This window comes from Tepidibacter sp., from assembly GCF_025210165.1.
Taxonomy (GTDB): Bacteria; Bacillota; Clostridia; order Peptostreptococcales; family Peptostreptococcaceae; genus Tepidibacter_A.
This window is the reverse complement of sequence record NZ_JAOASI010000020.1, coordinates 14,836-38,739: the sequence shown is the minus strand read 5'-3', so window position 1 is coordinate 38,739 and position 23,904 is coordinate 14,836. Positions and strand designations below refer to the sequence as shown.

General features: G+C 30.8%; 19 protein-coding genes and 10 tRNA genes. All 29 read left to right on the top strand.

Features of this window, described 5'->3' with window-relative positions; genetic code table 11:
* The first annotated feature begins 5 nt into the window (after positions 1-5).
* The 29 genes from N4A48_RS03160 (at position 6) to N4A48_RS03020 (ending at position 23,862) form a co-directional block, all read left to right on the top strand.
* Positions 6-80 (top strand) — tRNA-Asn (locus N4A48_RS03160).
* An 8-nt stretch (positions 81-88) separates the two neighbouring features.
* Positions 89-177, top strand: a tRNA-Leu gene (locus N4A48_RS03155).
* 8 nt (positions 178-185) lie between these two features.
* A tRNA-Met gene (locus tag N4A48_RS03150) sits at positions 186-261 on the top strand.
* A 2-nt stretch (positions 262-263) separates the two neighbouring features.
* Positions 264-338 (top strand) — tRNA-Glu (locus N4A48_RS03145).
* Positions 339-347: 9 nt separating this feature from the next.
* Positions 348-423, top strand: a tRNA-Val gene (locus N4A48_RS03140).
* Between the two features lie 7 nt (positions 424-430).
* Positions 431-507, top strand: a tRNA-Asp gene (locus N4A48_RS03135).
* A 68-nt stretch (positions 508-575) separates the two neighbouring features.
* A tRNA-Thr gene (locus tag N4A48_RS03130) sits at positions 576-650 on the top strand.
* 5 nt (positions 651-655) lie between these two features.
* A tRNA-Leu gene (locus N4A48_RS03125) sits at positions 656-739 on the top strand.
* Positions 740-752: 13 nt separating this feature from the next.
* A tRNA-Gly gene (locus N4A48_RS03120) sits at positions 753-827 on the top strand.
* A gap of 9 nt (positions 828-836) precedes the next feature.
* Positions 837-913 (top strand) — tRNA-Arg (locus N4A48_RS03115).
* Positions 914-1,150: 237 nt separating this feature from the next.
* Positions 1,151-1,945, top strand: a complete 795-nt coding sequence (gene cdaA / locus N4A48_RS03110; RefSeq protein WP_293664235.1) for a diadenylate cyclase CdaA — start codon at positions 1,151-1,153, stop codon at positions 1,943-1,945.
* Positions 1,942-3,138, top strand: coding sequence for a CdaR family protein (locus N4A48_RS03105; protein WP_293664233.1), 1,197 nt, complete (start codon positions 1,942-1,944; stop codon positions 3,136-3,138). Before cdaA ends, N4A48_RS03105 begins: the two co-directional genes overlap by 4 nt.
* Before the next feature lie 116 nt (positions 3,139-3,254).
* Positions 3,255-4,340: a butyrate kinase gene (gene buk / locus N4A48_RS03100; RefSeq protein WP_293664231.1), complete on the top strand. Its 1,086-nt coding sequence runs from the start codon at positions 3,255-3,257 to the stop codon at positions 4,338-4,340.
* The gene (gene ptb / locus N4A48_RS03095; protein WP_293664229.1) at positions 4,340-5,245 is read left to right on the top strand and encodes a phosphate butyryltransferase; all 906 of its coding nucleotides are present in this window, start codon (positions 4,340-4,342) and stop codon (positions 5,243-5,245) included. Before buk (N4A48_RS03100) ends, ptb begins: the two co-directional genes overlap by 1 nt.
* 37 nt (positions 5,246-5,282) lie before the next feature.
* Positions 5,283-6,356 (top strand): butyrate kinase, encoded by a 1,074-nt coding sequence (gene buk / locus N4A48_RS03090; protein ID WP_293664227.1) that lies wholly within the window; start codon positions 5,283-5,285, stop codon positions 6,354-6,356.
* A 12-nt stretch (positions 6,357-6,368) separates the two neighbouring features.
* Positions 6,369-7,046: an ATP-binding protein gene (locus tag N4A48_RS03085; RefSeq protein WP_293664225.1), complete on the top strand. Its 678-nt coding sequence runs from the start codon at positions 6,369-6,371 to the stop codon at positions 7,044-7,046.
* Positions 7,047-7,139: 93 nt separating this feature from the next.
* Positions 7,140-7,355, top strand: a complete 216-nt coding sequence (locus tag N4A48_RS03080; protein WP_293664223.1) for a 4Fe-4S dicluster domain-containing protein — start codon at positions 7,140-7,142, stop codon at positions 7,353-7,355.
* 25 nt (positions 7,356-7,380) lie between these two features.
* Positions 7,381-8,439 carry a 3-methyl-2-oxobutanoate dehydrogenase subunit VorB gene (locus N4A48_RS03075; RefSeq protein ID WP_293664221.1) on the top strand — a complete coding sequence of 353 codons (1,059 nt, stop codon included), beginning with the start codon at positions 7,381-7,383 and terminating at the stop codon, positions 8,437-8,439.
* Entirely contained in the window at positions 8,439-9,185 is a 747-nt protein-coding gene (locus tag N4A48_RS03070; protein WP_293664219.1) for a thiamine pyrophosphate-dependent enzyme, read from the top strand. The genes N4A48_RS03075 and N4A48_RS03070 overlap by 1 nt, the downstream gene beginning before the upstream one ends.
* Position 9,186: 1 nt before the next feature.
* A complete protein-coding gene (locus N4A48_RS03065; protein WP_293664217.1) occupies positions 9,187-9,729 on the top strand; it encodes a 2-oxoacid:acceptor oxidoreductase family protein in 543 nt (180 codons plus the stop codon).
* A 338-nt stretch (positions 9,730-10,067) separates the two neighbouring features.
* Positions 10,068-10,907 carry a YitT family protein gene (locus N4A48_RS03060; RefSeq protein WP_293664215.1) on the top strand — a complete coding sequence of 280 codons (840 nt, stop codon included), beginning with the start codon at positions 10,068-10,070 and terminating at the stop codon, positions 10,905-10,907.
* A 150-nt stretch (positions 10,908-11,057) separates the two neighbouring features.
* On the top strand, positions 11,058-12,404 hold the full coding sequence (glmM, locus tag N4A48_RS03055) for a phosphoglucosamine mutase (RefSeq protein WP_293664213.1): 1,347 nt from the start codon (positions 11,058-11,060) through the stop codon (positions 12,402-12,404).
* 343 nt (positions 12,405-12,747) lie between these two features.
* Positions 12,748-14,574: a glutamine--fructose-6-phosphate transaminase (isomerizing) gene (glmS, locus tag N4A48_RS03050; RefSeq protein ID WP_293664211.1), complete on the top strand. Its 1,827-nt coding sequence runs from the start codon at positions 12,748-12,750 to the stop codon at positions 14,572-14,574.
* 157 nt (positions 14,575-14,731) lie between these two features.
* On the top strand, positions 14,732-15,580 hold the full coding sequence (locus N4A48_RS03045; protein ID WP_293664210.1) for a TnsA endonuclease N-terminal domain-containing protein: 849 nt from the start codon (positions 14,732-14,734) through the stop codon (positions 15,578-15,580).
* Positions 15,577-17,739 (top strand): transposase, encoded by a 2,163-nt coding sequence (locus tag N4A48_RS03040; protein WP_293664209.1) that lies wholly within the window; start codon positions 15,577-15,579, stop codon positions 17,737-17,739. The genes N4A48_RS03045 and N4A48_RS03040 overlap by 4 nt, the downstream gene beginning before the upstream one ends.
* Positions 17,726-19,414, top strand: a complete 1,689-nt coding sequence (locus N4A48_RS03035; RefSeq protein WP_330665037.1) for an ATP-binding protein — start codon at positions 17,726-17,728, stop codon at positions 19,412-19,414. Before N4A48_RS03040 ends, N4A48_RS03035 begins: the two co-directional genes overlap by 14 nt.
* A 3-nt stretch (positions 19,415-19,417) precedes the next feature.
* Positions 19,418-21,313, top strand: coding sequence for a TnsD family transposase (locus N4A48_RS03030; protein ID WP_293664207.1), 1,896 nt, complete (start codon positions 19,418-19,420; stop codon positions 21,311-21,313).
* A complete protein-coding gene (locus N4A48_RS03025; protein WP_293664206.1) occupies positions 21,294-22,865 on the top strand; it encodes a Tn7-like element transposition protein TnsE in 1,572 nt (523 codons plus the stop codon). Before N4A48_RS03030 ends, N4A48_RS03025 begins: the two co-directional genes overlap by 20 nt.
* A gap of 262 nt (positions 22,866-23,127) precedes the next feature.
* On the top strand, positions 23,128-23,862 hold the full coding sequence (locus N4A48_RS03020) for a LytR/AlgR family response regulator transcription factor (RefSeq protein ID WP_293664205.1): 735 nt from the start codon (positions 23,128-23,130) through the stop codon (positions 23,860-23,862).
* Positions 23,863-23,904 lie beyond the last annotated feature (42 nt).

The following is a 23,904-nucleotide window of genomic DNA, read 5'->3' as shown; positions in this document are numbered from 1 at the left end:
TATGTTCCAAGGTAGCTCAATGGTGGAGCAATCGGCTGTTAACCGATAGGCTGTGGGTTCGAGCCCCACCCTTGGAGCCAAAAAAAATGCCGAGGTGGCGGAACTGGCAGACGCACAGGACTTAAAATCCTGCGGTCCTTACAGATCGTACCGGTTCGATTCCGGTCCTCGGCACCACAAAATGACGCGGGGTGGAGCAGTTGGCAGCTCGTCGGGCTCATAACCCGAAGGTCGTAGGTTCAAGTCCTGCCCCCGCAACCAATGGCCCCTTGGTCAAGCGGTTAAGACACCGCCCTTTCACGGCGGTAACAGGGGTTCGATTCCCCTAGGGGTCACCATTAATAATTGGGCTCATAGCTCAGCTGGGAGAGCACCTGCCTTACAAGCAGGGGGTCACAGGTTCGAGCCCTGTTGAGCCCACCAATTATTTGGCCTGGTAGTTCAGTTGGTTAGAATGCCAGCCTGTCACGCTGGAGGTCGAGGGTTCGAGTCCCTTCCAGGTCGCCAAATAATTCAATAAATTAGCTCATAGATATAAAAATATCTTTGGGTTTTTATTTTACAAAAAAATACATGCTAGTGTGGCTCAACGGTAGAGCAGCTGACTTGTAATCAGCAGGTTGTAGGTTCGATTCCTATCACTAGCTCCACACATGCGGGTGTGGCGGAATTGGCAGACGCACTAGACTTAGGATCTAGCGCTTTTAGCGTGGGGGTTCAAGTCCCTCCACCCGCACCAAAATATCATATGAGCGGAAATGGCTCAGTGGTAGAGCATCGCCTTGCCAAGGCGAGGGTCGCGAGTTCGAATCTCGTTTTCCGCTCCAATTTAATATGTACCTGTAGCTCAGTTGGATAGAGCAGTGGCCTTCTAAGCCACGTGTCCGGGGTTCGAATCCCTGCAGGTACGCCATTACAAAAAAGCTTAATCATATATATGATTGAGCTTTTTTTATTCTATAGGAAAATATTATAATATAGAAAATTTAAGAGTTAAGCTAAAAAGTGATACTTTTTACTTATATTACAAATATATATGCTTTACTTATTGAATTATTTCTCAATGTATGAAATAATTAATCCGTAAAATAATATATAATAAAGAATATTATAGGAGGTTTCTAAATTGTGGGATATAAAAGATATCATAATGAACATAACTATCTTAGATATAATAGATATAAGTATAGTAGCTTATGTTTTTTATAAACTATATATGTTAATAAAAGAAACAAGTGCAGAACAATTAATAAAAGGCATATTTGTCCTTTTAATAGCTACTAAATTAAGTGAACTTTTACAACTACACGTAGTACACTGGGTACTAGAAAACACTATATCAATAGGAGTAATAGCAATATTAATAGTATTTCAGCCAGAACTTAGAAGAGCGCTTGAATATATTGGTAGAACTAAATTTATATTAAAGCCTATAGGTGAATTTGATGAAGAAAATATAAATGAAATAATAGATGAACTAATAGAAGCTATATATTCTTTAGCAAGACAAAAAATAGGAGCTTTAATAATAATAGAAAGAGAAACTGGAATAAATGATATAATTCAAACTGGAACAATTATAGATGCTAAAATAACAAGACAGCTTTTAATAAATATATTTATTCCTAATACTCCACTTCATGATGGAGCTTTAGTAATAAGAAACAGTAGAGTAAGAGCAGCTGGGTGTTTTTTACCTCTTACAGAAAGCAAAAATATAAATAAAGAATTGGGAACTAGACATAGAGCGGGAATAGGTATAAGTGAAAAATCAGACTGTATATCTATAATAGTATCTGAAGAAACTGGAACAATATCAATAGCAGAAAGTGGAAAGCTATACAAATCTATATCAAAAGAGTATATAAAAAACATACTAAATCAAAACTTTAAAAAACATGGAGAAAATAAAACAATTTTTAAAAGAGGAGTATTTTTCAAATGATAGATATTTTTAAAAGGAATTTGAAAATAAAGACAATATCTATATTTTTCGCCTTTTTCATGTGGATATATGTAATGGCAGAGGTAGATCCTATAATACTAAAGGACTATGATGAAGTAGATGTAAACATTAATAATATAGATATATTACAAGAAAATGATATGATGTTATATCCAGAAGTTGATTTAAATGCAAAAATAATATTAAGAGGAAGAAGATCCTTAATAAAAGATATTCAAAAAAGAGATTTAGAAATAAATACTAACTTAGAATCTCCTAAAATAGGTGAAAATAAATTAAAGCTAGATTTAGACATGCCAAGTAATATAACTTATACTATTATTCCGAATAATATAAATTTGAATATAGAAGAAAATATATATACTAAAAAAGATATAATAATTAAAACTTTAAATAAATCAAATAAAGATTTAAAATTGGATAATATATCATATTCTCCTAAAAGCACATTTATAGAGGGGCCTAAAAGTCTTGTGGAAACGGTTGATAGACTTATATGTAAAGTAGATTTAAAAAATAAAACAAAAGACTTTAACACAAAAGCTCAGATAATACCTATAGATAAGAATGGTAAAACAGTAGAAGGTATAAATATAAAGGATGAGTATGTGTATGCTGGTATAGGATTTAACAAGAATAAAGAAGTACCCTTGATTTTAAATCTAAAAGGGAAAATAGAGGAAGGATATGAATTATTAGGTTATGATTTGGATTTAAAAACTATAAATGTAACTGGTAAAATAGAGGAAATAGACGCTATAAAGGACATATATACACAAGAAATAGACATATCAAATTTAAGAGAAAACAAAAACATAAATTTAAATATAGATATTCCGCAAAATATAGACAGTGATATTAAAAGTGTAAATGTGAGTTTTAAAGTAGCTAAACTAGTAAGCAAAAATTTAACAATTTCATCAAAAAGAATTGAATACAAAGACAACATACACAATTTAGATATTTCAAAAAATAATTTACCAGATGACATAAATGTAAAAGTTACATATATAGAAGAAAACGAGCAAGATATAACTGAAAAAGATGTACAATTATTTATCAATATGCAAGAAGAAGAATTGAATCCTGCAAAATTTAGAATAAAATACAATATACCTATAAAAGTGAAAAGCGTACAAATAGACCCTGAATACGTTGTAATAGGTGAATAGTAAATTAAAAAAAATGTAAAAAAATTGCGAAATGATATTGCAATTCATATTGCATTTTTTTTTATTTCAATATATCATAATATACGTAGAGAAAAAATTTCTTATGGGGTGATACTGTGTCAAAGAATTATGTTCTTGTTATTAATCCAGGTTCAACTTCAACGAAAGTGGCTTTATTCAAAGAAAGTGAAAACGTTATCCAAAAAAACCTTACTCATTCAATAGAAAAACTAGAAAAATACGATAAAATAGCAGATCAATTTGAGATGAGAAAAGAAATTATAATAGACTGGCTAAAAGAGGAAGGTTATACATCAGAAGACCTTATAGCTGTAGTTGGTAGAGGTGGTTTGTTAAGACCTATGCCAGGTGGTACATATGAAGTTACACCTAAGATGATAGATGATTTAAAATTAGGTGTTCAAGGAGAACATGCATCAAACTTAGGTGGTATAATAGCAAAATCAATAGCTGATGAGCAAAATATACCAAGCTTTATAGTAGACCCAGTTGCAGTAGATGAATTTGAGGAAATTGCTAGAATATCTGGTATTCCTGAGATAAAGAGAAAATCTTTAGGACATGCTTTAAATATAAAGGCTGTCGGAAGAAGAGTTGCAACTAAGCTAGGTGAAGACTTTGAAGATATAAACATGATAGTAGCTCATCTTGGAGGAGGAATAAGCGTTGCTCCTTTAAAAAGAGGAAAGTCTGTAGATTATAACAATGCAAATGAGATGGGACCATTTTCTCCAGAAAGAACAGGAGGACTTCCAGTTGGAGATTTAGCTAAGATGTGTTTTTCTGGAAAGTACACTTACAAAGAAATTAAATCTAAGCTTAAAGGTAAAGGTGGACTTGTAGGATATCTTAACACAAATGATGCTAGAGAGGTTACAAAGAGGATAAACGAAGGTGACGAAAAAGCAAAGCTTATATTTGAAGCTATGGGATATCAAATAGCAAAGGAAATAGGATCTATGGCAACAGTATTAAACGGAGATGTAAAAACAATAGTAATTACTGGAGGACTTGCGTACTCTGAGTATTTAATAGATTATATAAAAGATATGGTTGATTTTATTGCACCTGTAGCAGTTGAGCCTGGTGAGGATGAAATGAAGGCTTTAAATGAAGGAGCATTAAGAGTCATAAACGCTGAAGAAAAAGCTAAAATATACGAAGAAGAGGTGGCATTCTAATGAGAGATTTTCAAGAAGTAATCAAATTTGCTAGAGAAAGAGGACCTAAAACTATTTCTGTAGCTTGCTCTCAAGATAAAGAAGTTTTAATGGCTGTTGAGATGGCTAGAAAAGAAGGAATAGCTAATGCTATACTTGTAGGAGATATAGAAAAAACTAAAGAAATAGCAAAAGAAATTAATATAGATTTAAACAACTATGAATTAATAGAAGAAGCAGACTTAGCTTTAGCTTCTAGAAAAGCTGTAGAGTTAGTTTCAACTGGAAAAGCTCATATGGTTATGAAAGGACTAGTTGATACGTCAATAATACTAAAAGCTGTTTTAGATAAAGAAATAGGTCTTAGAACAGGAAGTGTTTTAAGCCATGTTGCAGTATTTGATTTAAAAGCTTATGATAGATTATTCTTCGTAACAGATGCAGCTATGAATTTAGCTCCAGACTTAAATACTAAAAAGCAAATAATAGAAAATGCTTGCCAAATAGCTCATGCATTAGATATAGATGAGCCTAAGGTAGCTGTTCTTTGTGCAAAAGAAAAAGTTAATCCTAAGATGCCTGACACTGTAGATGCAAAAGAATTAGAAGAGATGAACAAAAGAGGAGAACTTACTGGATGTATAGTTGGAGGACCTTTTGCTCTTGATAATGCAGTATCTGTAGAAGCTGCTAAGCATAAAGGAATAGATCATCCTGTAGCAGGATATGCTGATATACTATTAGCTCCAGATATTGAAGCTGGTAATATACTTTATAAATCTATGGTATTCTTTGGAGAGTCTAAAAATGCAGGAGTTATAGTTGGTGCTAAGGCTCCGATAATATTAACTTCAAGAGCGGACAATGAAGAAACTAAATTAAACTCAATAGCACTTGCTGTTTTAACAGCTGCTAAGATTGGATAGTTATATAAATATTAATTGTGAGGAGAGAGTAATTATAATGAGTAAAAACTTTAAAATTCTTGCTATAAACCCAGGTTCAACTTCTACTAAAATCGCTGTATATGCAGGCGAAGAATTAGTATTTGAAAAAACATTAAGACATTCTGCTGAAGAAATAGGTCAATATGAGAAAATATCAGATCAACTTGACTTTAGAAGAACTGTAATAGAAGAAGCTGTAAGTGAAAATGGAGTTAAAATAGAAGACTTAGATGCAATAGTTGGAAGAGGAGGACTTTTAAAGCCTATAGCTGGAGGAACTTATTCAGTTTCTGAAAATATGATAGAGGACTTAAAAGTTGGAGTTTTAGGAGAGCATGCATCAAACTTAGGTGGAATAATAGCAAAAGAAATAGCTGAAAAAATAAATGTTCCAGCATTCATAGTAGATCCTGTTGTTGTTGATGAACTTCAAGAGGTTGCTAGAATATCTGGTATGCCAGAGCTTGAAAGAAAAAGTATATTCCATGCCCTAAATCAAAAAGCTACAGCTAGAAGAGTAGCTGATGAATTAGGTAAAAAGTATGAAGAAATAAATGTAATAGTAGCTCACCTTGGTGGAGGAGTATCTGTTGGAGCTCACGAAAATGGTAGAGTTATAGATGTTGCAAATGCACTTGATGGAGAAGGACCATTCTCTCCAGAAAGAACAGGTGGACTTCCAGTTGGAGATTTAGCTAAAATGTGTTTTTCTGGAAAATACACTTTAGATGATATAAAGAAAAAGATAAAAGGAAATGGTGGAATAGTAGCATACTTAGGAACTAATGATGCTAGAGAAGTTGAAGCCATGATAGAAGAAGGAAATGAAAAAGCTAAGCTTATATACGAAGCTATGGCTTACCAAGTAGCAAAAGAAATTGGAGCATGTTCTGCTGTACTTAAGGGTAAGGTTGATGCTATAGTATTAACTGGTGGTATAGCTTACTCAAAAATGATAGTTGAGTGGATAAAAGAAAGAGTATCTTTCATAGCAGATATTAAAGTATATGCTGGTGAAGATGAAATGACAGCCCTAGCTCAAGGAGGACTTAGAGTTCTTAGAGGTGAAGAGGAAGCTAAAACTTACTAAGTAGGTGATCTCATGATAAAAGATGATAAGAGAATAAGAATCATAATAGGACATTATGGTAGTGGTAAAACTGAATTCTCTATGAATTATGTAATGAAGCTAAGACAAGAAGTTGAAGGTAATATAGCAATTTCTGATCTTGACATAGTAAACGTATACTTTAGAACAAGAGAAAAAAGAGATATGTTACTTGAGAATAACATAAGACCTATAGATTCTTCTGTAAGAGCAGCTGCTGTAGATGTACCAGCAGTATCAGCAGAGGTTATGGCGCCTATTCAAGATGAAACTTACAACTATGTAATGGATGTAGGGGGAGACTTTATAGGAGCAAAGGTTGTAGGTAGATTTGCTCATGTCCTTGAAGGTAGAGAATATGATATGTTCTGTGTTGTAAATGCTAATAGAGAAGAATCATGTACAGTAGAGAAAGTTATAGATCATATAAGAAAAATAGAAGAAGCTTCTAAGTGTAGGGTTACAGGACTTATAAATAACACTCACTTAGTTAGAGAAACTACTGTAGATGATGTATTAAGAGGGCAAGAACTTGTTAGGGCAGTTTCTAAAGAAACTAACATACCTATAAAGTATATAGCTTGTCTTGAAAGTATAACAAAAGATTTACCAAAGGACATTGAAGGAGAAATATTCCCTATAAAAATGTATATGAGGGAATCTTGGATGTAGTTTATTAGTCTAAAAGAGAGCTTTAAGCTCTCTTTACAAGGACTTATAATATATTGTTTTTTAAATTAAAAAATATATTAAGGAGGGTTTGAAATGGCTAAAGGTAGAGTGCATTTTGACCAAGATAGATGTAAAGGATGTGAACTTTGCACAACAGTTTGTCCAGTTAAAATAGTTGTTATGGACAAAGAAAAAATAAACAAAAAAGGATACAATCCTGCAACAGTAAATGATATGGATAAATGTGTAGGATGTGCAAGCTGTGCACTTATGTGTCCAGATGCAGTAATAAGTGTAGAGAGAGACTAATATAAATTTTAAGGAGGGAAAGAACATGGCTAAGGTTTTAATGAAAGGAAACGAAGCTGTAGGTAAAGCAGCTATAGAAGCTGGATGTAAATACTTCTTCGGATACCCAATAACACCTCAAAATGAGATACCAGAATATATGGCAAGAGAATTACCTAAGGTAGACGGAGTATTTGTTCAAGCAGAATCAGAAGTATCTGCTATAAACATGATATACGGAGGAGCAGGTTGTGGCGCTAGAGTTATGACTTCATCTTCTTCACCAGGAATCGCTTTAAAGCAAGAAGGAATTACATATATAGCAGGAGCTGAACTTCCAACTGTTATAGTAAACATGATGAGAGGAGGCCCAGGTCTTGGAGGAATCCAACCTTCACAAGCTGACTACTTCATGTCAACAAGAGGAGGAGGAAACGGAGACTACAGAACTCCAGTTTACGCACCAGCTACAGTTCAAGAAGCTGTTGATATGGTAATGGAAGCTTTCGAAGTTGCTGATTACTACAGAACACCAGTTATGGTAGTTGCTGATGGTATGATAGGACAAATGATGGAGCCAGTAGAATTCAAAGCTCCTAAGAAGAGAGATTTACCTAAGAAGGATTGGGCTACAACAGGAACTAATGGAGAAAGAAAGCCAAACATAATAAACTCTTTATTCCTAGATCCTCAAGCTCTTGAAGATCACTGCTTCAAGTTAGATAGAAAGTACAAAGAAATAGAAGAAAACGAAGTTAAGTACGAAATGTACAAGACAGAAGATGCTGAGCTTGTATTCGTAGCTTACGGAACAACTTCAAGAATAGTTAAGAATACTGTAGAAGCTTTAAGAGAGCAAGGAGTAAAAGCAGGTCTTATAAGACCAATAACTTTATGGCCTTTCCCATTCAAAGCTTTCAATGAAATCCCTGCTGCTAAGAACTTATTAGTAGTTGAGATGAGTACAGGTCAAATGATAGATGATGTTAAAATAGCTAACGAAGGAAGATTACCAGTTGACTTCTTCGGAAGAACAGGTGGAATGATCCCTACTCCAGGAGAAATTATGGATAAAGCTATGGAAGTAATAGGAGGTGCAAAATAATGGCAGTTGTATTCAAAAAAACTGAAGGTTTAACAGATAAGCAAACTCACTACTGTCCTGGTTGTACTCATGGTATAATCCACAGATTAGTAGGAGAAGTTTTAGAAGAATTAGATGTATTAGGAAAATCTATAGGTGTTGCTCCAGTTGGTTGTTCAGTACTTGCATATGATTACTTTAATTGTGATATGCATGAGGCTGCTCACGGTAGAGCACCTGCTGTTGCAACAGGAATCAAGAGAGTTCAACCTGATAAAGTAGTTTTCACATACCAAGGAGACGGAGACCTTGCTTCAATAGGATGTGCTGAAATAGTTCATGCTGCTGCAAGAGGAGAGAAGATAACTACTATATTCGTAAACAACGCTATATACGGTATGACTGGTGGACAAATGGCTCCAACAACTTTACCAGGACAAAAAGCTACAACTTCTCCTTACGGAAGAGATGTAGATCACGCTGGTATGCCAATAAAAATGTCTGAGATGTTAGCTACTTTAGACGGAGCAGTATTCGTAGAAAGAGTATCAGTTAACAACCCAGCAAACGTAAGAAAAGCTAAAAAAGCTATAAAGAGAGCTTTTGAAGTACAATTAGAAGGAAAAGGATTTGGTATAGTAGAAGTACTATCAACTTGTCCAACTAACTGGGGATTACATCCAGTAGATTCTCTTAAGTGGTTAGAAGAAAATATGATGCCTTACTACCAATTAGGCAACTTAAGAAACCCAGAGGAGGCGAAATAATATGGCAACAGAAAGAATTATATGTGCAGGATTCGGTGGACAAGGTGTTATGTCTATGGGTATGTTAATGACTTACGCAGGAATGATTGAAGATAAAGAGGTTTCTTGGCTTCCATCTTATGGACCAGAAATGCGTGGAGGTACAGCTAACTGTGCAGTTACAGTATCTTCTACTCCAGTAGGATCACCTATCATAACTGATGATGCAACTACTGCTATAGTTATGAACCTACCATCTCTTATCAAATTTGAGAAAGATGTTGTTGAAGGTGGAAAAATACTTGTAAACAGCTCTTTAATAGATCAAAAAGTAGAAAGAACTGATGTAGACACTTACTATGTTCCAGCTAACGAAATAGCTTTAGAACTTGGTAATGCAAAGGTTGCTAACATGGTTATGCTTGGAGCTTACCTTGAAATTACTAAAGCTGTTGAGGTTGAGTCTGTTCTTGAAGCATTCAAGAAAGTTTTCGGACCAAGCAAAGAAAAATTTGTACCACTTAATAAATCAGCTCTTGAAAGAGGAGCAGCTGCTGTTAAGTAGTTTACATAAAAAGATTGCTAATTTTATTAGCAATCTTTTTTTATGCTTAAGGAAATTATTAGCGAGTAGACGAATTTTTGTATGATGTTACTGTTAAATATCCTTCAATTTTCATAAAAAATCTATATTCAAGTAAAAATATTATAAAATGATAGAGCAGAGGTATTTCAATAGCTAAAAGAATATATAAACTATGATAAAATATTTTTATGAATCCAAAGTTGCAAAATATGAAGTGAGAGAAAAAAATCATGCATATAAGATAAAATAGATTGTATAATTAAAAAACAAGGTGTATAATCTAAGTGAAATTATATAAAATTTAAGGAGATGAAATCATGTATCCCTTGTTTAGGATATTAAGCTTATCATTAGGCAGTCTATTTTGTGCAGTAGCAATTAATGGTTTTTTAGCACCAAATCACCTTTTAAGTGGAGGCGTAGGAGGAATAGCTATAATACTTAACTATATATTTAAATTAAATATAGGGTTGATTGTTTTACTTGTCAACATACCACTATTTTTAATGGCTTATAAAAAGTTAGATAGAGATTTTATTGTGTATAGTCTTGTGAATATGTTGATATATTCATTTTTTATAGGTATAACTCATAATATAAGTTCATATATTGCTGTTGATGACTCAATACTTTCTTGTGTATTTGGTGGATTATTAAATGGGATAGGAATGGCAATAACATTTAGAAATAGAGGATCTCAAGGTGGTACAGATATAATAGCAGCTCTTGCTAAGAAAAAATGGAATATAAATTTAGGAACAGCTCTTATGGGAGTTAATCTTGTTATTGTATGTATAGGAGGAGTTGTATTTGGAATACAAAACGCTATGTATACTCTTATAAATATGTATATAGGATATCAAGTTGTAGATAAGATACAAATGATGCTAGATGTTAAAAAATCAGCTATGGTTATATCTGATAAGTCTGAAGAAATATCAAAAGATATAATGAAAGATATGGGAAGAGGAGTAACTTTTTTAAATGGAGAAGGAGCTTACTCAAAAGATAGTAAAAAGGTTATATACACTATAATAAATCCTGTTGAGATACCTAGACTTAAGGAGATAGTTGAAAAATACGATAAAAATGCTTTTATAACTATAAATGAAACACAAGAGGTAAAGGGTAGGGGCTTTAAGGAAAGCTTTATCTAATATAAAACATTATTATTGAAAATTTAATATATGATATGATATTATAATAAAATAAGGGTATTTATACCCTTATTTTTTTTATGAGTCACTGCGATAGCAAGTAGACGAATTCTATAAATTAATTGTTAAAAAGTTATGGGGAGGCTTTTAATGAGAAAATATTTCGGAACAGATGGTGTAAGAGGGGTTGCTAATACTGAACTTACAAATGATCTTGCATATAAATTAGGAAGAGCAGGTGCATATGTTCTTGCCGAGGGAAAAGAAAATATAAAAGTTGTAATAGGAAAGGACACTAGAATATCAGGAGATATGCTAGAATCATCCTTAATAGCTGGGATGATGTCTGTTGGTGCAAATGTTATATGTGTGGGAGTGGTTCCAACTCCAGCTGTTGCATATTTAACAAAAATTTATAATGCTGATTGCGGTGTTGTAATATCTGCATCTCATAACCCAGTTGAATACAATGGAATAAAATTCTTTAATAAAGATGGATATAAGCTAGATGATAGTATTGAAATAAAAATAGAACAATTAATAGAAGATATGAATAAGATACAATATAATCCTACAGGTGAAAATGTAGGTACTAAATTAGATAAAAAAGACGCTATAAGGGATTATATAGATTACTTAAAGACAATCGTTAATGTCGATCTTAATAATCTAAAAGTAGTTCTTGATTGTGCTAATGGAGCAGCATATGAAGCAGCACCTATAGTATTTAAAGAACTTGGAGCAGAGGTTATAAGTATCAATAATAATCCAAATGGATGCAACATAAACTTAAATTGTGGATCAACTCATCCTAAATCTCTTCAAGAAGAAGTTATTAAAAATGGTGCAGATATAGGTCTTGCATACGATGGAGATGCAGATAGACTTATTGCAGTTGATGAAAAAGGAAATACAGTAGATGGAGATTATATACTTGCTATATGTGCTAAGTTTTTAAAGGAACAAGGAAAATTAAAAAACGATACACTTGTAGTTACAGTTATGAGCAATATAGGTCTTCATATAGCTTCAAAGGAAAATAATATAAATACAGTATCTACAAAGGTAGGGGATAGATACGTATTAGAAGAGATGATAAAAAAGGGATATAATCTAGGTGGAGAGCAATCAGGTCATATGATATTCTTAGATTATATAACTACTGGAGATGGAATACTTAGCTCTTTGTTTTTATCAAATGTTTTGGTTAGTGAAGAAAAGACACTATCAAGTATTTGTGGTATAATGAGCAAGTATCCTCAGGTTTTAATAAATGCTAAAGTAAAAAATGAAAATAAAAATATGTATTTAAAAGATGAACAAATTATACAAGAAATTAATAAAATAGAAGAGATGCTAGATGGCCAAGGTAGAGTTTTAATAAGACCATCTGGTACTGAACCACTTGTTAGAGTTATGCTTGAGGGTAAAGAGGAAGGTCAGTTACACAGTTTAGCGAGTGAACTTGCTAATCTTATAGAATCAAAATTAGCATAAATTAAATATTTATGAATATAGAGTTTTATATTAAAAATACAGTAAGGCTATATAATTAGTATCATAAGGAATTATATAACTGCACTTGAAACTATTTTTTTAGCCTTCTGTATTTTAAGTGAAAAATTAATATAACTCTATAAAAAAGCGCTAGGACTAAATTTTATTTAGTTGACGAGGTCAGGGAGTATCGATTATCGGCGGGTGCCCTGCGGTGATTTTGCCATCGTTAGAGCTTAACAAAGCATATGAGTAATTATATGTACAAAAAAGGCTTGAGCAAAACGACCTTTCTCCTTAAATATATTAAATTTTTTAAAAATTTTAAGGAGGTTTATTTATTATGTGTGGAATCGTAGGTTATATTGGAAATAGGCAAGCAACAGAGGTATTAATAGAAGGGCTTTCAAAGCTTGAGTACAGAGGTTATGATTCAGCAGGTTGTGCTGTAAATTCAGGAGATAGTCTATCAGTTAGAAAATTCAAGGGAAGACTTTCTGTTTTAGCAGATGATTTAAAGGAAAATCCTTTAGTATCTAATATAGGTATAGGACATACAAGATGGGCAACTCATGGAGCACCATCAGATGTTAATTCACATCCTCATTTAAATATGGATTCAACTATAGCTGTAGTTCATAATGGAATAATAGAAAATTATATGCAGATAAAAGAGTGGTTAATATCTGAAGGAAAAGTATTTAAGTCAGAAACAGACACTGAGGTTGTAGCTCATTTAGTAGATTACTATTATGAAGGAGATTTATTAGATGCAGTTTATAAGGCTATGGCTAAGTTAAGAGGAGCATACGCACTAGGTGTAATATCTAAGGATAATCCAGAGGAATTAGTAGCTGTTAGAAAGGAGAGTCCATTAGTAGTAGGTCTTGGAGAAAATGAAAATTTCATAGCATCAGATATACCTGCACTTTTAAAATATACAAGAGACGTTTATTTCTTAGAAAATGGAGAGGTTGTACATTTAACTAAAAATGGCGTTAAGATATTTAATGAAAATAGAGAAGAAGTAAAAAGAGAAGTATATAACGTTAAGTGGGATATAGAAGCTGCATCAAAGGGTGGATTTGATCATTTTATGATAAAAGAGATAAATGAGCAACCAAATGGAATCAAGGAAACTTTAAATAGAAGACTTGATGAAAATGGTAATATAAAGTTAGATGATATAAAGCTTACTAAATCTGAGCTTGATAATATAAATAAGGTATATATAGTTGCTTGTGGAACGGCTTATTATGCTGGACTTGTTGGAAAGCATGCTATAGAAAAGTTTGCAAAAATTCCAGTAGAAACTGATATAGCTTCTGAGTTTAGATATAGAGATGCATTTGTTGATGAGAATACTTTATTAATAGTTGTAAGTCAATCAGGAGAAACTGCGGATACACTAGCAGCTCTTAAGGAAGCTAAGTCTAAGGGAGCTAGACTTCTAGCTATAACAAATGTTGTAGGATCATCTGTAGCAAGAGAAGCTGATGATGTATTCTATACTTGGGCAGGACCTGAAATTGCTGTTGCATCTACTAAGGCTTATACAACTCAACTTGTTTCTTTATATATGATAGCACTTGATTTTGCAATCAAAAAAGGAACTATATCTAATGAGCAATATAAAGATATGATAAGTAAATTAGGAGAGACATCAAGTAAAGTTCAAGAAATAATAGATAACTGTGATGATATAGAGAAGATAGCTGATGAAATAAAGGATTCTAAGGATGCTTTTTATTTAGGAAGAGGTCTTGATTATTATCTTGCTATGGAGGGAGCTCTTAAATTAAAAGAGATATCTTATATACATGCAGAGGCTTTCCCAGCAGGAGAGTTAAAGCATGGACCTATAGCACTTATAGAGGAAGGTACTCCGGTTATATCTCTTGCTACTCAAGATAGATTATTTGAGAAGATGGTTTCTAATATGAAGGAAGTTAAGGCAAGAGGAGCTTATGTGATAGCTCTTGCTAAGGAAGGAAATAAAGAGGTAGAAAAGGCAGCAGATAAGGTTATATATATACCAGATGTTGATGATGTGTTATCTAGCATATTAACTGTTGTTCCGCTTCAAATACTTTCTTATCATGTTGCAACTAAAAGAGGCTGTGATGTAGATAAGCCGAGAAATTTGGCTAAGTCTGTGACAGTTGAATAATAGATAAATTTTACATACATGGTATTGTAGTTTTAAAAAAAAGTTACATCGTTTATAAAAAAGTCGTATCGTTTAAAAAAAATTTAGACTGTTTATAAAAAAGTTGAATCGAAATCACCTTTTTGTGGTAATATAATCACAAAGAGGTGATTTTTTTATGGCAAAAAGAAAAAGAAGCCTAACTGAAAGTAAAATCGAGAAATTAATAAAAGAAGGTAGGGGTAAGGGAATAGGGGATGAATATCAGCCTTGGATTTTAGTCCAGGATGTTCCATCCTTAGGAAGAGGAACAAGATTAAATGGAATAAAGACAAATAGACAACATGAGTTTCTTTCAGATATGGAAAGAGACTATTTTTATATACTAGAGTATTCAAATAATGTAGTTGATATTAGAGAGCAATTCCCACTATTACCTTTAGAAGAAACCATATTAATAGCAAAGGAACTTGGAATAAATCATCCAACTGATCCAAAGACTAAAGAACCTATAGTTATGACTACAGATTTTTTAGTTACTCTAAATGAAAATGGAAAATATATAGATGTAGCAAGAACTATAAAATCTCAAGATGATTTAATGAATAAAAGAACCTTAGATAAATTTGAAATAGAGAGAAGATACTGGGAAAAACAAGATATAGATTGGGGAATAGCTACAGAAAAGGAAATAGATAAAGTACTTGCTCAAAATATAAGCTACATTCATTCATACTACAATATAGAGGAAATAGATTCTTTATATGAACTAGACATAAATTATATAGAGGACTTAGTTTCAGAATATACAAGGAGAATTATAGATTCAAAATATAGTATTAGAGAAATATCTAGTGAATTTGATAAAGATTTATTTCTAGAAAAAGGAACAGGAATTTCACTATTTAAGCATCTTATTATAAGAAAAATAATAGAAATTGACTTGTATAAGGAGTTTGATATAAATCAAAAAATAGAAGTCAATCTTTTAAGAAAGCAGCTTGATGGGGAGTGGAATATATCATGATTTATGAAAATATGACCTTTCGATATATAGACAAAGAGGATGGACAAAGAATAAGAATAGTTTATATAGATGATGAAAATAAAGCATTATATTATGTAAATATAGATGCATCAACTTCTATGCCTAAGAAAGTATTAATAGAGAAGCTAGAAGCAGAAATAAAAAATAATATTTTGATAAAAATACCAGATCAATTTTTGAAAGTTATAAAAGAAGATGAAATTTCAGAACTACAAAAAGAAAGAAGAGACTTGGATTGGAATATTATACAAAAGTATTGGAATAATCAAAAAGAATCATTATTGGAACGAAAAGGAAGAGAAAATAAATTAAAAAAAATATCAGATGAAAACAATTTAAGTTTACCTAAAATAAAAAAAATGTTCAGCCGATTTTGGCAAAGAGGAATGAATAAAAATGCTTTGCTTCCTGATTATATAAATTCAGGAGGAAAGGGAAAAACTAAAAATTTAAACGAAAACAAAGTAGGTAGACCTAGAAGGGTTAACTATGAAGGAGAATCTATAGAAGGCATAAATATAACAGAAGATATAAAGAAAATATTTGAAATATCAATAAATAGATTTTATAGAAAAAAAGAAAAATTAAGCTTAACAGAAACGTATAATTCAATGCTTAGAGAATTCTTTTCAGATAGATATTATGAAGATGGAAAAGAACAATTTAAAGTATGGGATAATTCAAGAATACCTACATATCATCAATTCTACTATTGGTTTAAAAAACTACAAAATACAGAAAAAGACATATCATTTAGAGAGAGCAGCAAAGAATTCAACTTAAAACACAGACCTATCTTAAGTAATTCCACAATAGAGACAAATGGACCAGGAACTAGATTCCAAATAGATGCAACTATAGCAGATATTTATTTAGTAAGCTCACTTAATAGAAATAGGATTATAGGAAGACCTATTGTATATGCCATTATAGATGTATATTCAAGGCTAGTTACAGGTATATATGTAGGATTAGAAGGACCGTCTTGGCTTGGAGCTATGATGGCTTTAGATAATATGATAGCCGATAAGATTGAATTCTGCAAAAAATATGGAATAGAAATAAATAATGAGCAATGGCCATCACATCATCTACCAGAAATAATTATAGCTGATAGAGGAGAGTTTGAAGGCTATTCAGTTGAGAATTTAATAAATAATTTAAACATAAAAATAGAAAATACATCTCCTTATCGAGGAGATTTAAAGGGAATTGTTGAAAGAAGCTTTAGAACAACAAATGAAAAAATAAAGCATAAAACCCCAGGAGCTATACAAAAGGAGTATAGAGAAAGAGGAGATAGAGATTATAGATTAGACGCAACCCTTACGCTAGAGGAATTTACTCAAATATATATAAAAATGATTTTACACAATAACCATAAAATAAAAGTGAACCATCCTACGGATAAGGAAATGATATCAGAGGAGCTAACTCCAACACCTATTAACCTATGGAATTGGGGAATCAAAAATAAAAAAGGAAGACTTAGGGTTATTGATAGAGATATTATGAGACTTAATATACTACCAAAGGCAAGAGCTAGTGTATCAAGAGCAGGACTTAGATTTAAAAAACTATATTATAGCTCTCAAAAGGCACTGGAGGAACAATGGTTTGTAAAGTCTAAACATAGATGGCTTGAAGTAGTATATGACCCAAGAAATATAGATAAAATATATATTCCGCATGAAGATGGTAAAGGCTATGAGGTTTGTTATCTTCTAGAAAAAAGTAAGCAATATAAGGACTGTTTACTTGAAGAAATAATATTTCAAGAGGAATTAAAGAAAGAGCTAATAGCTTGGGAATCAAATAAACAGTCACAGTTCAATATAGATTTAGATAAGGAAATAGAGGATATAGTTAAAAATGCTAAAAAGGAAAAGGATAGAACTGTTACTGAAACTACTTCTAAAGCTAAGAAAATAAAGGGAATAAAAGAAAACAGACAATTGGAAAAAGAATTAAATAGAATAGAAGAAGCTTTCGAAATTGGAAAGGAAGAAAATAAAGAAGGTATAGTTAAGCAATTTAATAAAGCTGATGAGAATAAGGAAGAGCAAAAGGATACAAGACGTGTAATGTTAATGAATAGATTAAGAGAGAAAAGAGATGAGCGTCTTGGAAAAAAATAAAATAACACCTATATTAAAAGGAAAAATAGAAATGGCAGAATACAAACAACAAGACCTAATCGAGTATACGGATAATCCATTTATAGAAGCACTACCTCCCATATTTTCAGAGGATGAGATACTAGATCAATTTACTAGATATCCAATAATAGATGATATAGAGAAAACTAAAAATAGAAATTTAAGACACCATATGATAAAAAGGATAAAAAACTTTATACAGCCATTACCAGATCATTTTACAATAGAAGGTAAGTTATCAACTATTATAAGAAGAGGATATTTAGCAAGGAATCCATTAGATAAAACCTACTTTGAAAGATTAAAGATATTAAATGATGTACAATCTGTCAAGCAAGAAGAAAGAGAAGGTGCTTTAAATAGAAATATGGAGCATATACGCTCTACAGCAGATAGTCTTTCAATAATAGGAATTTCAGGGATAGGCAAAACTACAGCTATAGAAAGATTATTACTTATGTATCCACAAATAATAAAACATGAAGAATACAATGGAAATCCCTTAAGTAGAACACAAATCGTATGGTTAAAAATTGACTGCCCATACGATGGCAATCTTGCTACTCTTTGTAAGAGCTTTTTTAAGGCAATAGATGATTTACTAGGAACTAGATATCTTGAAAAGTATGGATATCTAAATAGAATAACCTCATCTATGATGCTTCATATGACTTCCTTAGCAAGTATATATGGAATAGGAGTTTTAGTAATAGATGAAATACAGCATTTAATTAATGCAAAGAATGACTCTGATGAAATGCTTAATTTTTTCGTAACATTAACTAATACTGTTGGAATACCAACTGTACTAATAGGAACGTTTAAAGCTCTTAAAATATTTAAAAGAGATTTTAGACAAGCTAGAAGAGCTGGTAGTGAAGGGAATATTATATGGGATAGAATGACTAAGAATAGTGATGAGTGGAACTTTTTTATAGAAACTCTATGGGAATTCCAATGGCTTAAGAATAAAACTGAGTTAACTCATGAAATGAAGGAATTTTTCTATGATGAATGCCAGGGAATAACCTCTGTAGCTGTAAACCTATTTATACTTGCACAGGAACGAGCATTGAATACAGATAAAGAAAAAATAACTAAGCAAATTATAAATAAGGCATCTAAAGAGGATCTTCATATGATACAGCCTATGATAAAGGCACTTAGGAATAATAATAGAAATCAAATAATGAAATATGAGGATATTTCTATAAATCTAGATGACATAACCTTTAAGCATAAGAATAGCTTACAGTTAGCTGGCAAAATTAAAGAAATGGCTAAAAATGAAGAAAAATTATTCAAATTAAAAAGAAACAATACAGCAGAAAATTTAATAATAGATGTAAATACATTGGGGATATTTGATAGGCTTACAGAAAATGAATTAGAGAATTTAATTAGAAAAACGGTTGATAAGTTTGGTGTAGATGATGATTATAATCTTATTAAGTCAGAGGTTATAAAAAAGGCTTTACAACTAAATGATAAAAAGAAGGAAACTGAAAATAAGGTTAATAATGAATTATATGAAGATAAGGATTTAAGAAATATATATGAGATATCGCAAAAGAAAAAGCTTCATGTATATGAGATATTAAAGGAAAATGGATATATTAAAAATCCTGTTGAGGAGTTTTTAAAGGTGGAATAGAGAATGCTTACTTTTTTTACAGACCCTTACGAAAATGAGCTTTTATATGGAGCTATAGGAAGATATCACTATTACATTGGAAATATAGATTACAAGGATACATTAAGAGAGATTTTTGGAAATGAGAGTGTAATTCCAAGTATAGAATTATGTGCTCACTTAGATAGTGTAGCTAATAATTTAGGTGGAAAATATACAGCTGATTATCTTATAGATAAGCATTCTATATTTCCGTTTTATGCACCATTTATGCCTAAAACTAGAAGAGAAGAATTAAGATATGATATGAAGTACAAGGATGGAAAAGGTATATATGCTAAAACAGGAATATTAGCAGGTTCAGTATGTAAAAAGGAAGGAATTTATTACTGTCCCTTATGTTCAGAAGAAGAAATTAATAAATATGGAGAAGTTTATGTTCATAGAGAACATCAATTACAAGGAGTATTCGTATGTCCTCATAATGGAGCTAAATTAAAAAAATATAAAATAGATAGAACAAATGCTAGCAGATTAGAGTTTATAAGATTAAATGAAAAATTACTAGATTTAAATGTTGAATATGAAAAAGATAAAGACATTTATGAAAAGCTATTAAAAATATCTAAAGCTGCTTACTATATATTAAACAATAATCTTTATTACTTTAATAAAGATACTATAACTGAAAAATATAAAGCGATTCTTTATTCAAAAGGTTTAGTAACAACAAACAAAAGGATAAAGCAGCGAGAATTATATGATGAATTTATTAAATATTATGGACCTGAATTTTTAGAAATAATGGAATCTAGTATAGATAAGGATATTGAATATAATTGGCTTAAGGTCATAACAAGAGATTCAAAAAGAACAGTACATCCTATAAGACATATACTATTCATAAATTTCTTGGTAGATGATATAAAAGAATTCTTTAAACCAGAAGTAAATGGATATAACCCGTTTGGAAAATCACCTTGGCCATGCTTGAATTATGTAGCAGAGCATTATAAAAAGGATGTAGTAACAGAACTAAAAATAACTACTGATTATAAAACTAGACTTCCTGTTGGAACCTTTACATGTGATTGTGGCTTCATATATTCAAGAAAAGGGCCTGACAAAAATATAGATGATAGATATAAAATAGGAAGAACTAAGGAGTTTGGGTCATTATGGGAAGAGACATTGAAGCAATACCTACTAGAGCATAAATATGGACTTAGAGAATTAGCAAGAATAATGAACTGTGATCCTAAAACTATCGTAAAATTTGATAAGGAATTAGGAATACACTATTTTGAAACTTCAAATATGCTAGTAGAAAAGCAAAAGACTAATAAAAAAGAAAATAATGATATAGACATACAAGCCTATAAAGAAAATATAATAATTGCTATGAATGAAAATTCTAGCTATACAAGAACACAAATAAGAGAGCTTTGTAAAAAGGAATATACTTATCTTTATAGATATGATAAGGATTGGCTTTTAGAAATGCTTCCTAAAAATATATCTAGGAAAAATATCGATTATAAAAGTGATAAAAGAGTTAATTGGAACAAAAGAGATGAAGAAATATTAAAGGTTATAAAGGAGAAATACAATAGCCTACTATTAAGAGACAAGCCTATAAGAATAACTAAGGGGAATCTATGTAAAGAAGCAGGGATACTTACTATTATTGAAAAGAAGCTAGACAAGCTTCCAAGAACAAAAGAATACTTAGATGATATTCTTGAATCAGTAGAGGCATTTCAGCTAAGAAGAGCAAGGTCGATAGTAGATGAAAATCTAGAAGATAAAGAAGGAATAAGATTATGGGAGATTCAAAAATTATCAAAGATAAGAACAAGTGATTTTGAAAAAATCAAAACTAAGCTTGAACAGTATATAGATGGAGGGAATAAGCATTAGTAGAACAAGACTAGACAAGATAAATCAAAAAAATTGGCCTTTTAAATCAGATCAAGAGGCCAAGCTATATTGGATAGACAAGCCCTATAAGTTAGAAAATAAGTGGATTATAGATGCATATTTTAAATGCAATAGTAATTCAGAAAAAGTGAGTATAGACTGGGCTTCTATTCATTTTTTAACACTTGGTAAATACTATGTAAATGGGGATTTAAATAATAGTGAAACTAAAGGTGATGATATTACTAAGAATATTAACTTAAGTAATGTAAAATTTGAAATAATAGAGGATTCTTTAAAAATACCTAGTAATGGAATAAACAAGAAAGTGCATACACATATATTCGTTGGATATAAAAATGGAATAGAGTATAGAATACCTGCATTAGAAATAATAAGAGCTGTTATAGCTACAAATAGATTTTTATTAAATAGGATAGTTGAATTAGATTCTCTTGATAAGTATTTTATTTACTATTATGATAACAGTAAAAATTTATATATAGATTTTTTTGATGAATATGAAAGAAAGCTAATAGAGTCAGAGTATATAAGACATTTAGCGTGGATTATAACGAATGAGAATATATTAAGGATGTTTAATCAGGTGGCAAAAAATTTATGGCTTGAAGGAAATATAAAGTATGATTTTTTGTTCGAACAATTGGATATAAAAGCTAGGATACGTAAAGGGAAAAAGATTGTAAGAATCTTAGAGATATTAGAGGTTAAGAATAAGAAAATACAAGCTAAAGATGTATTTATAAGTTCAAAACACATTCAAGAGGTAAGTCAAAGTAGTCAACCTAAACATAGAAAATATAACAATTTAAATGAAGTTGACGATAAGACATTAGATACTAAAATAGATGGAGCTAAGAATACTGACTCAGAATTCATAAGTACACTTAAAACAAAGCATACATATGCTAATGATATTAAAATACATAGAAGAAAAAGAGGGAAAAGAACTTTAAGAACTAAAGAGGATCAGCACACTGAAATTTATGAGATTGAAAATGATAATTTGAGAACCACAGCAGATATAGGTGGATTATATAGAGCTAAAGGGCTTGAATATAAAAACATAGAAGATGTAGATGTAAAGGGAGAATTAGAAGAGTTTATTGAAATATTAAAGCTATTAGAAAAGAAATGGAATGTAGCGAGTGTTGAGGTTATAATAAGAGATTTGCCAGAGGGGAAGAAAGGAAAGAAATTTTCAAAGCTTAGAGATGGAGTAACTAAAAGAAGGTATATAGCTGGTAAAATAACAATGAAAGATAATATGACATATAGCTTAATAGAAGTTGAAAGAGAAGGAAAATCTTTGTCTATGCTATTGTTGTATTCAATGAAAATTACTAATTGGAAAAGAGTATACTCAAGTGTAACACTTGGATTGGTTAATAAAAGTGGGAGTTGGGATCCGAAGGTATTAAGCAGTTTAGAAAAAATGGATGTATATTCAAATAGAATAATGCATGCCTATGGGAAAAAAAATTTAATTGAAAAGTATAAATATATAAATGATAGAGTTAGGTATAGTTAGTTTAAATAATTTTTTATAAATTATGGTAAAAATATTCTTTAATTATCGTATTTATTATATAATAAATACGATAATTAAAGAAATCTATCATAAAGAAATTTGATTTTTAAGGTAGTTGTTTAGATTAAGGGCAGATAATATCTATATAGAGATGGATTAAATAAGAGTAAATAAATCATATGTAAAAAGAGTTTACTTTTGAAGGGTTAAGGGCTATATTAAATTCAAGACATAGAAGTTATTTAAAGTGAGGATTACAGAAATGATTAATTTTATAATTTGTGAAGATGATGAAATTATGGCTAAAAAAGTTGTAAGTATTATTAATAACTATATAAAAAAACAAGAGAATAAAGCTAGTATTGGATTAATAAAAGACTCAGGAGAAGGTGTTATTGATTATGTAAAGCAGAATACTCATAAAAAGAATATTTATATTCTAGATATAAATTTGAAAAATAATCAAAATGGAATGCATATTGCAAAAGAAATACGCAAATATGATGATAATGGCGAGATGATTTTTTTAACAAGTTATACCACAATGGTAATGTATATATTTAAATATAAATTAAGAGCATTAGATTTCATAGATAAACAAGATAATATAGAACAAAGAATATTAGAAAATTTAGAAAATATATTTAATAAACTTTCTAATAAAAAAAGTAAAGAACCATTTATAATGGTTAAATGTGGGACTAGAACTTATGTATTAAAATTTGATGAAATAATTAATATCCAAACCACTAGTATAAATGGGAAATTAAGAGCATCTACAATAGATGGGCAAATAGAGTTTTATGCAAATCTTAAAGATATAAATAAGAATCTTGATGAAAGGTTTTATAGATCTCATCGAGGATGTATTATAAACAAAGACTATATAAAAATGATAAATAAAGATATATATAATTTATATATACTTATGACAAATGGAGAAAAAAGTCTTTTATCAAGGAACTATGTTAGAGAGCTGATGAGTACAAATGACTAGATTGTGCAATTTTATAATGACAATTTTTTTTACATATTTTTT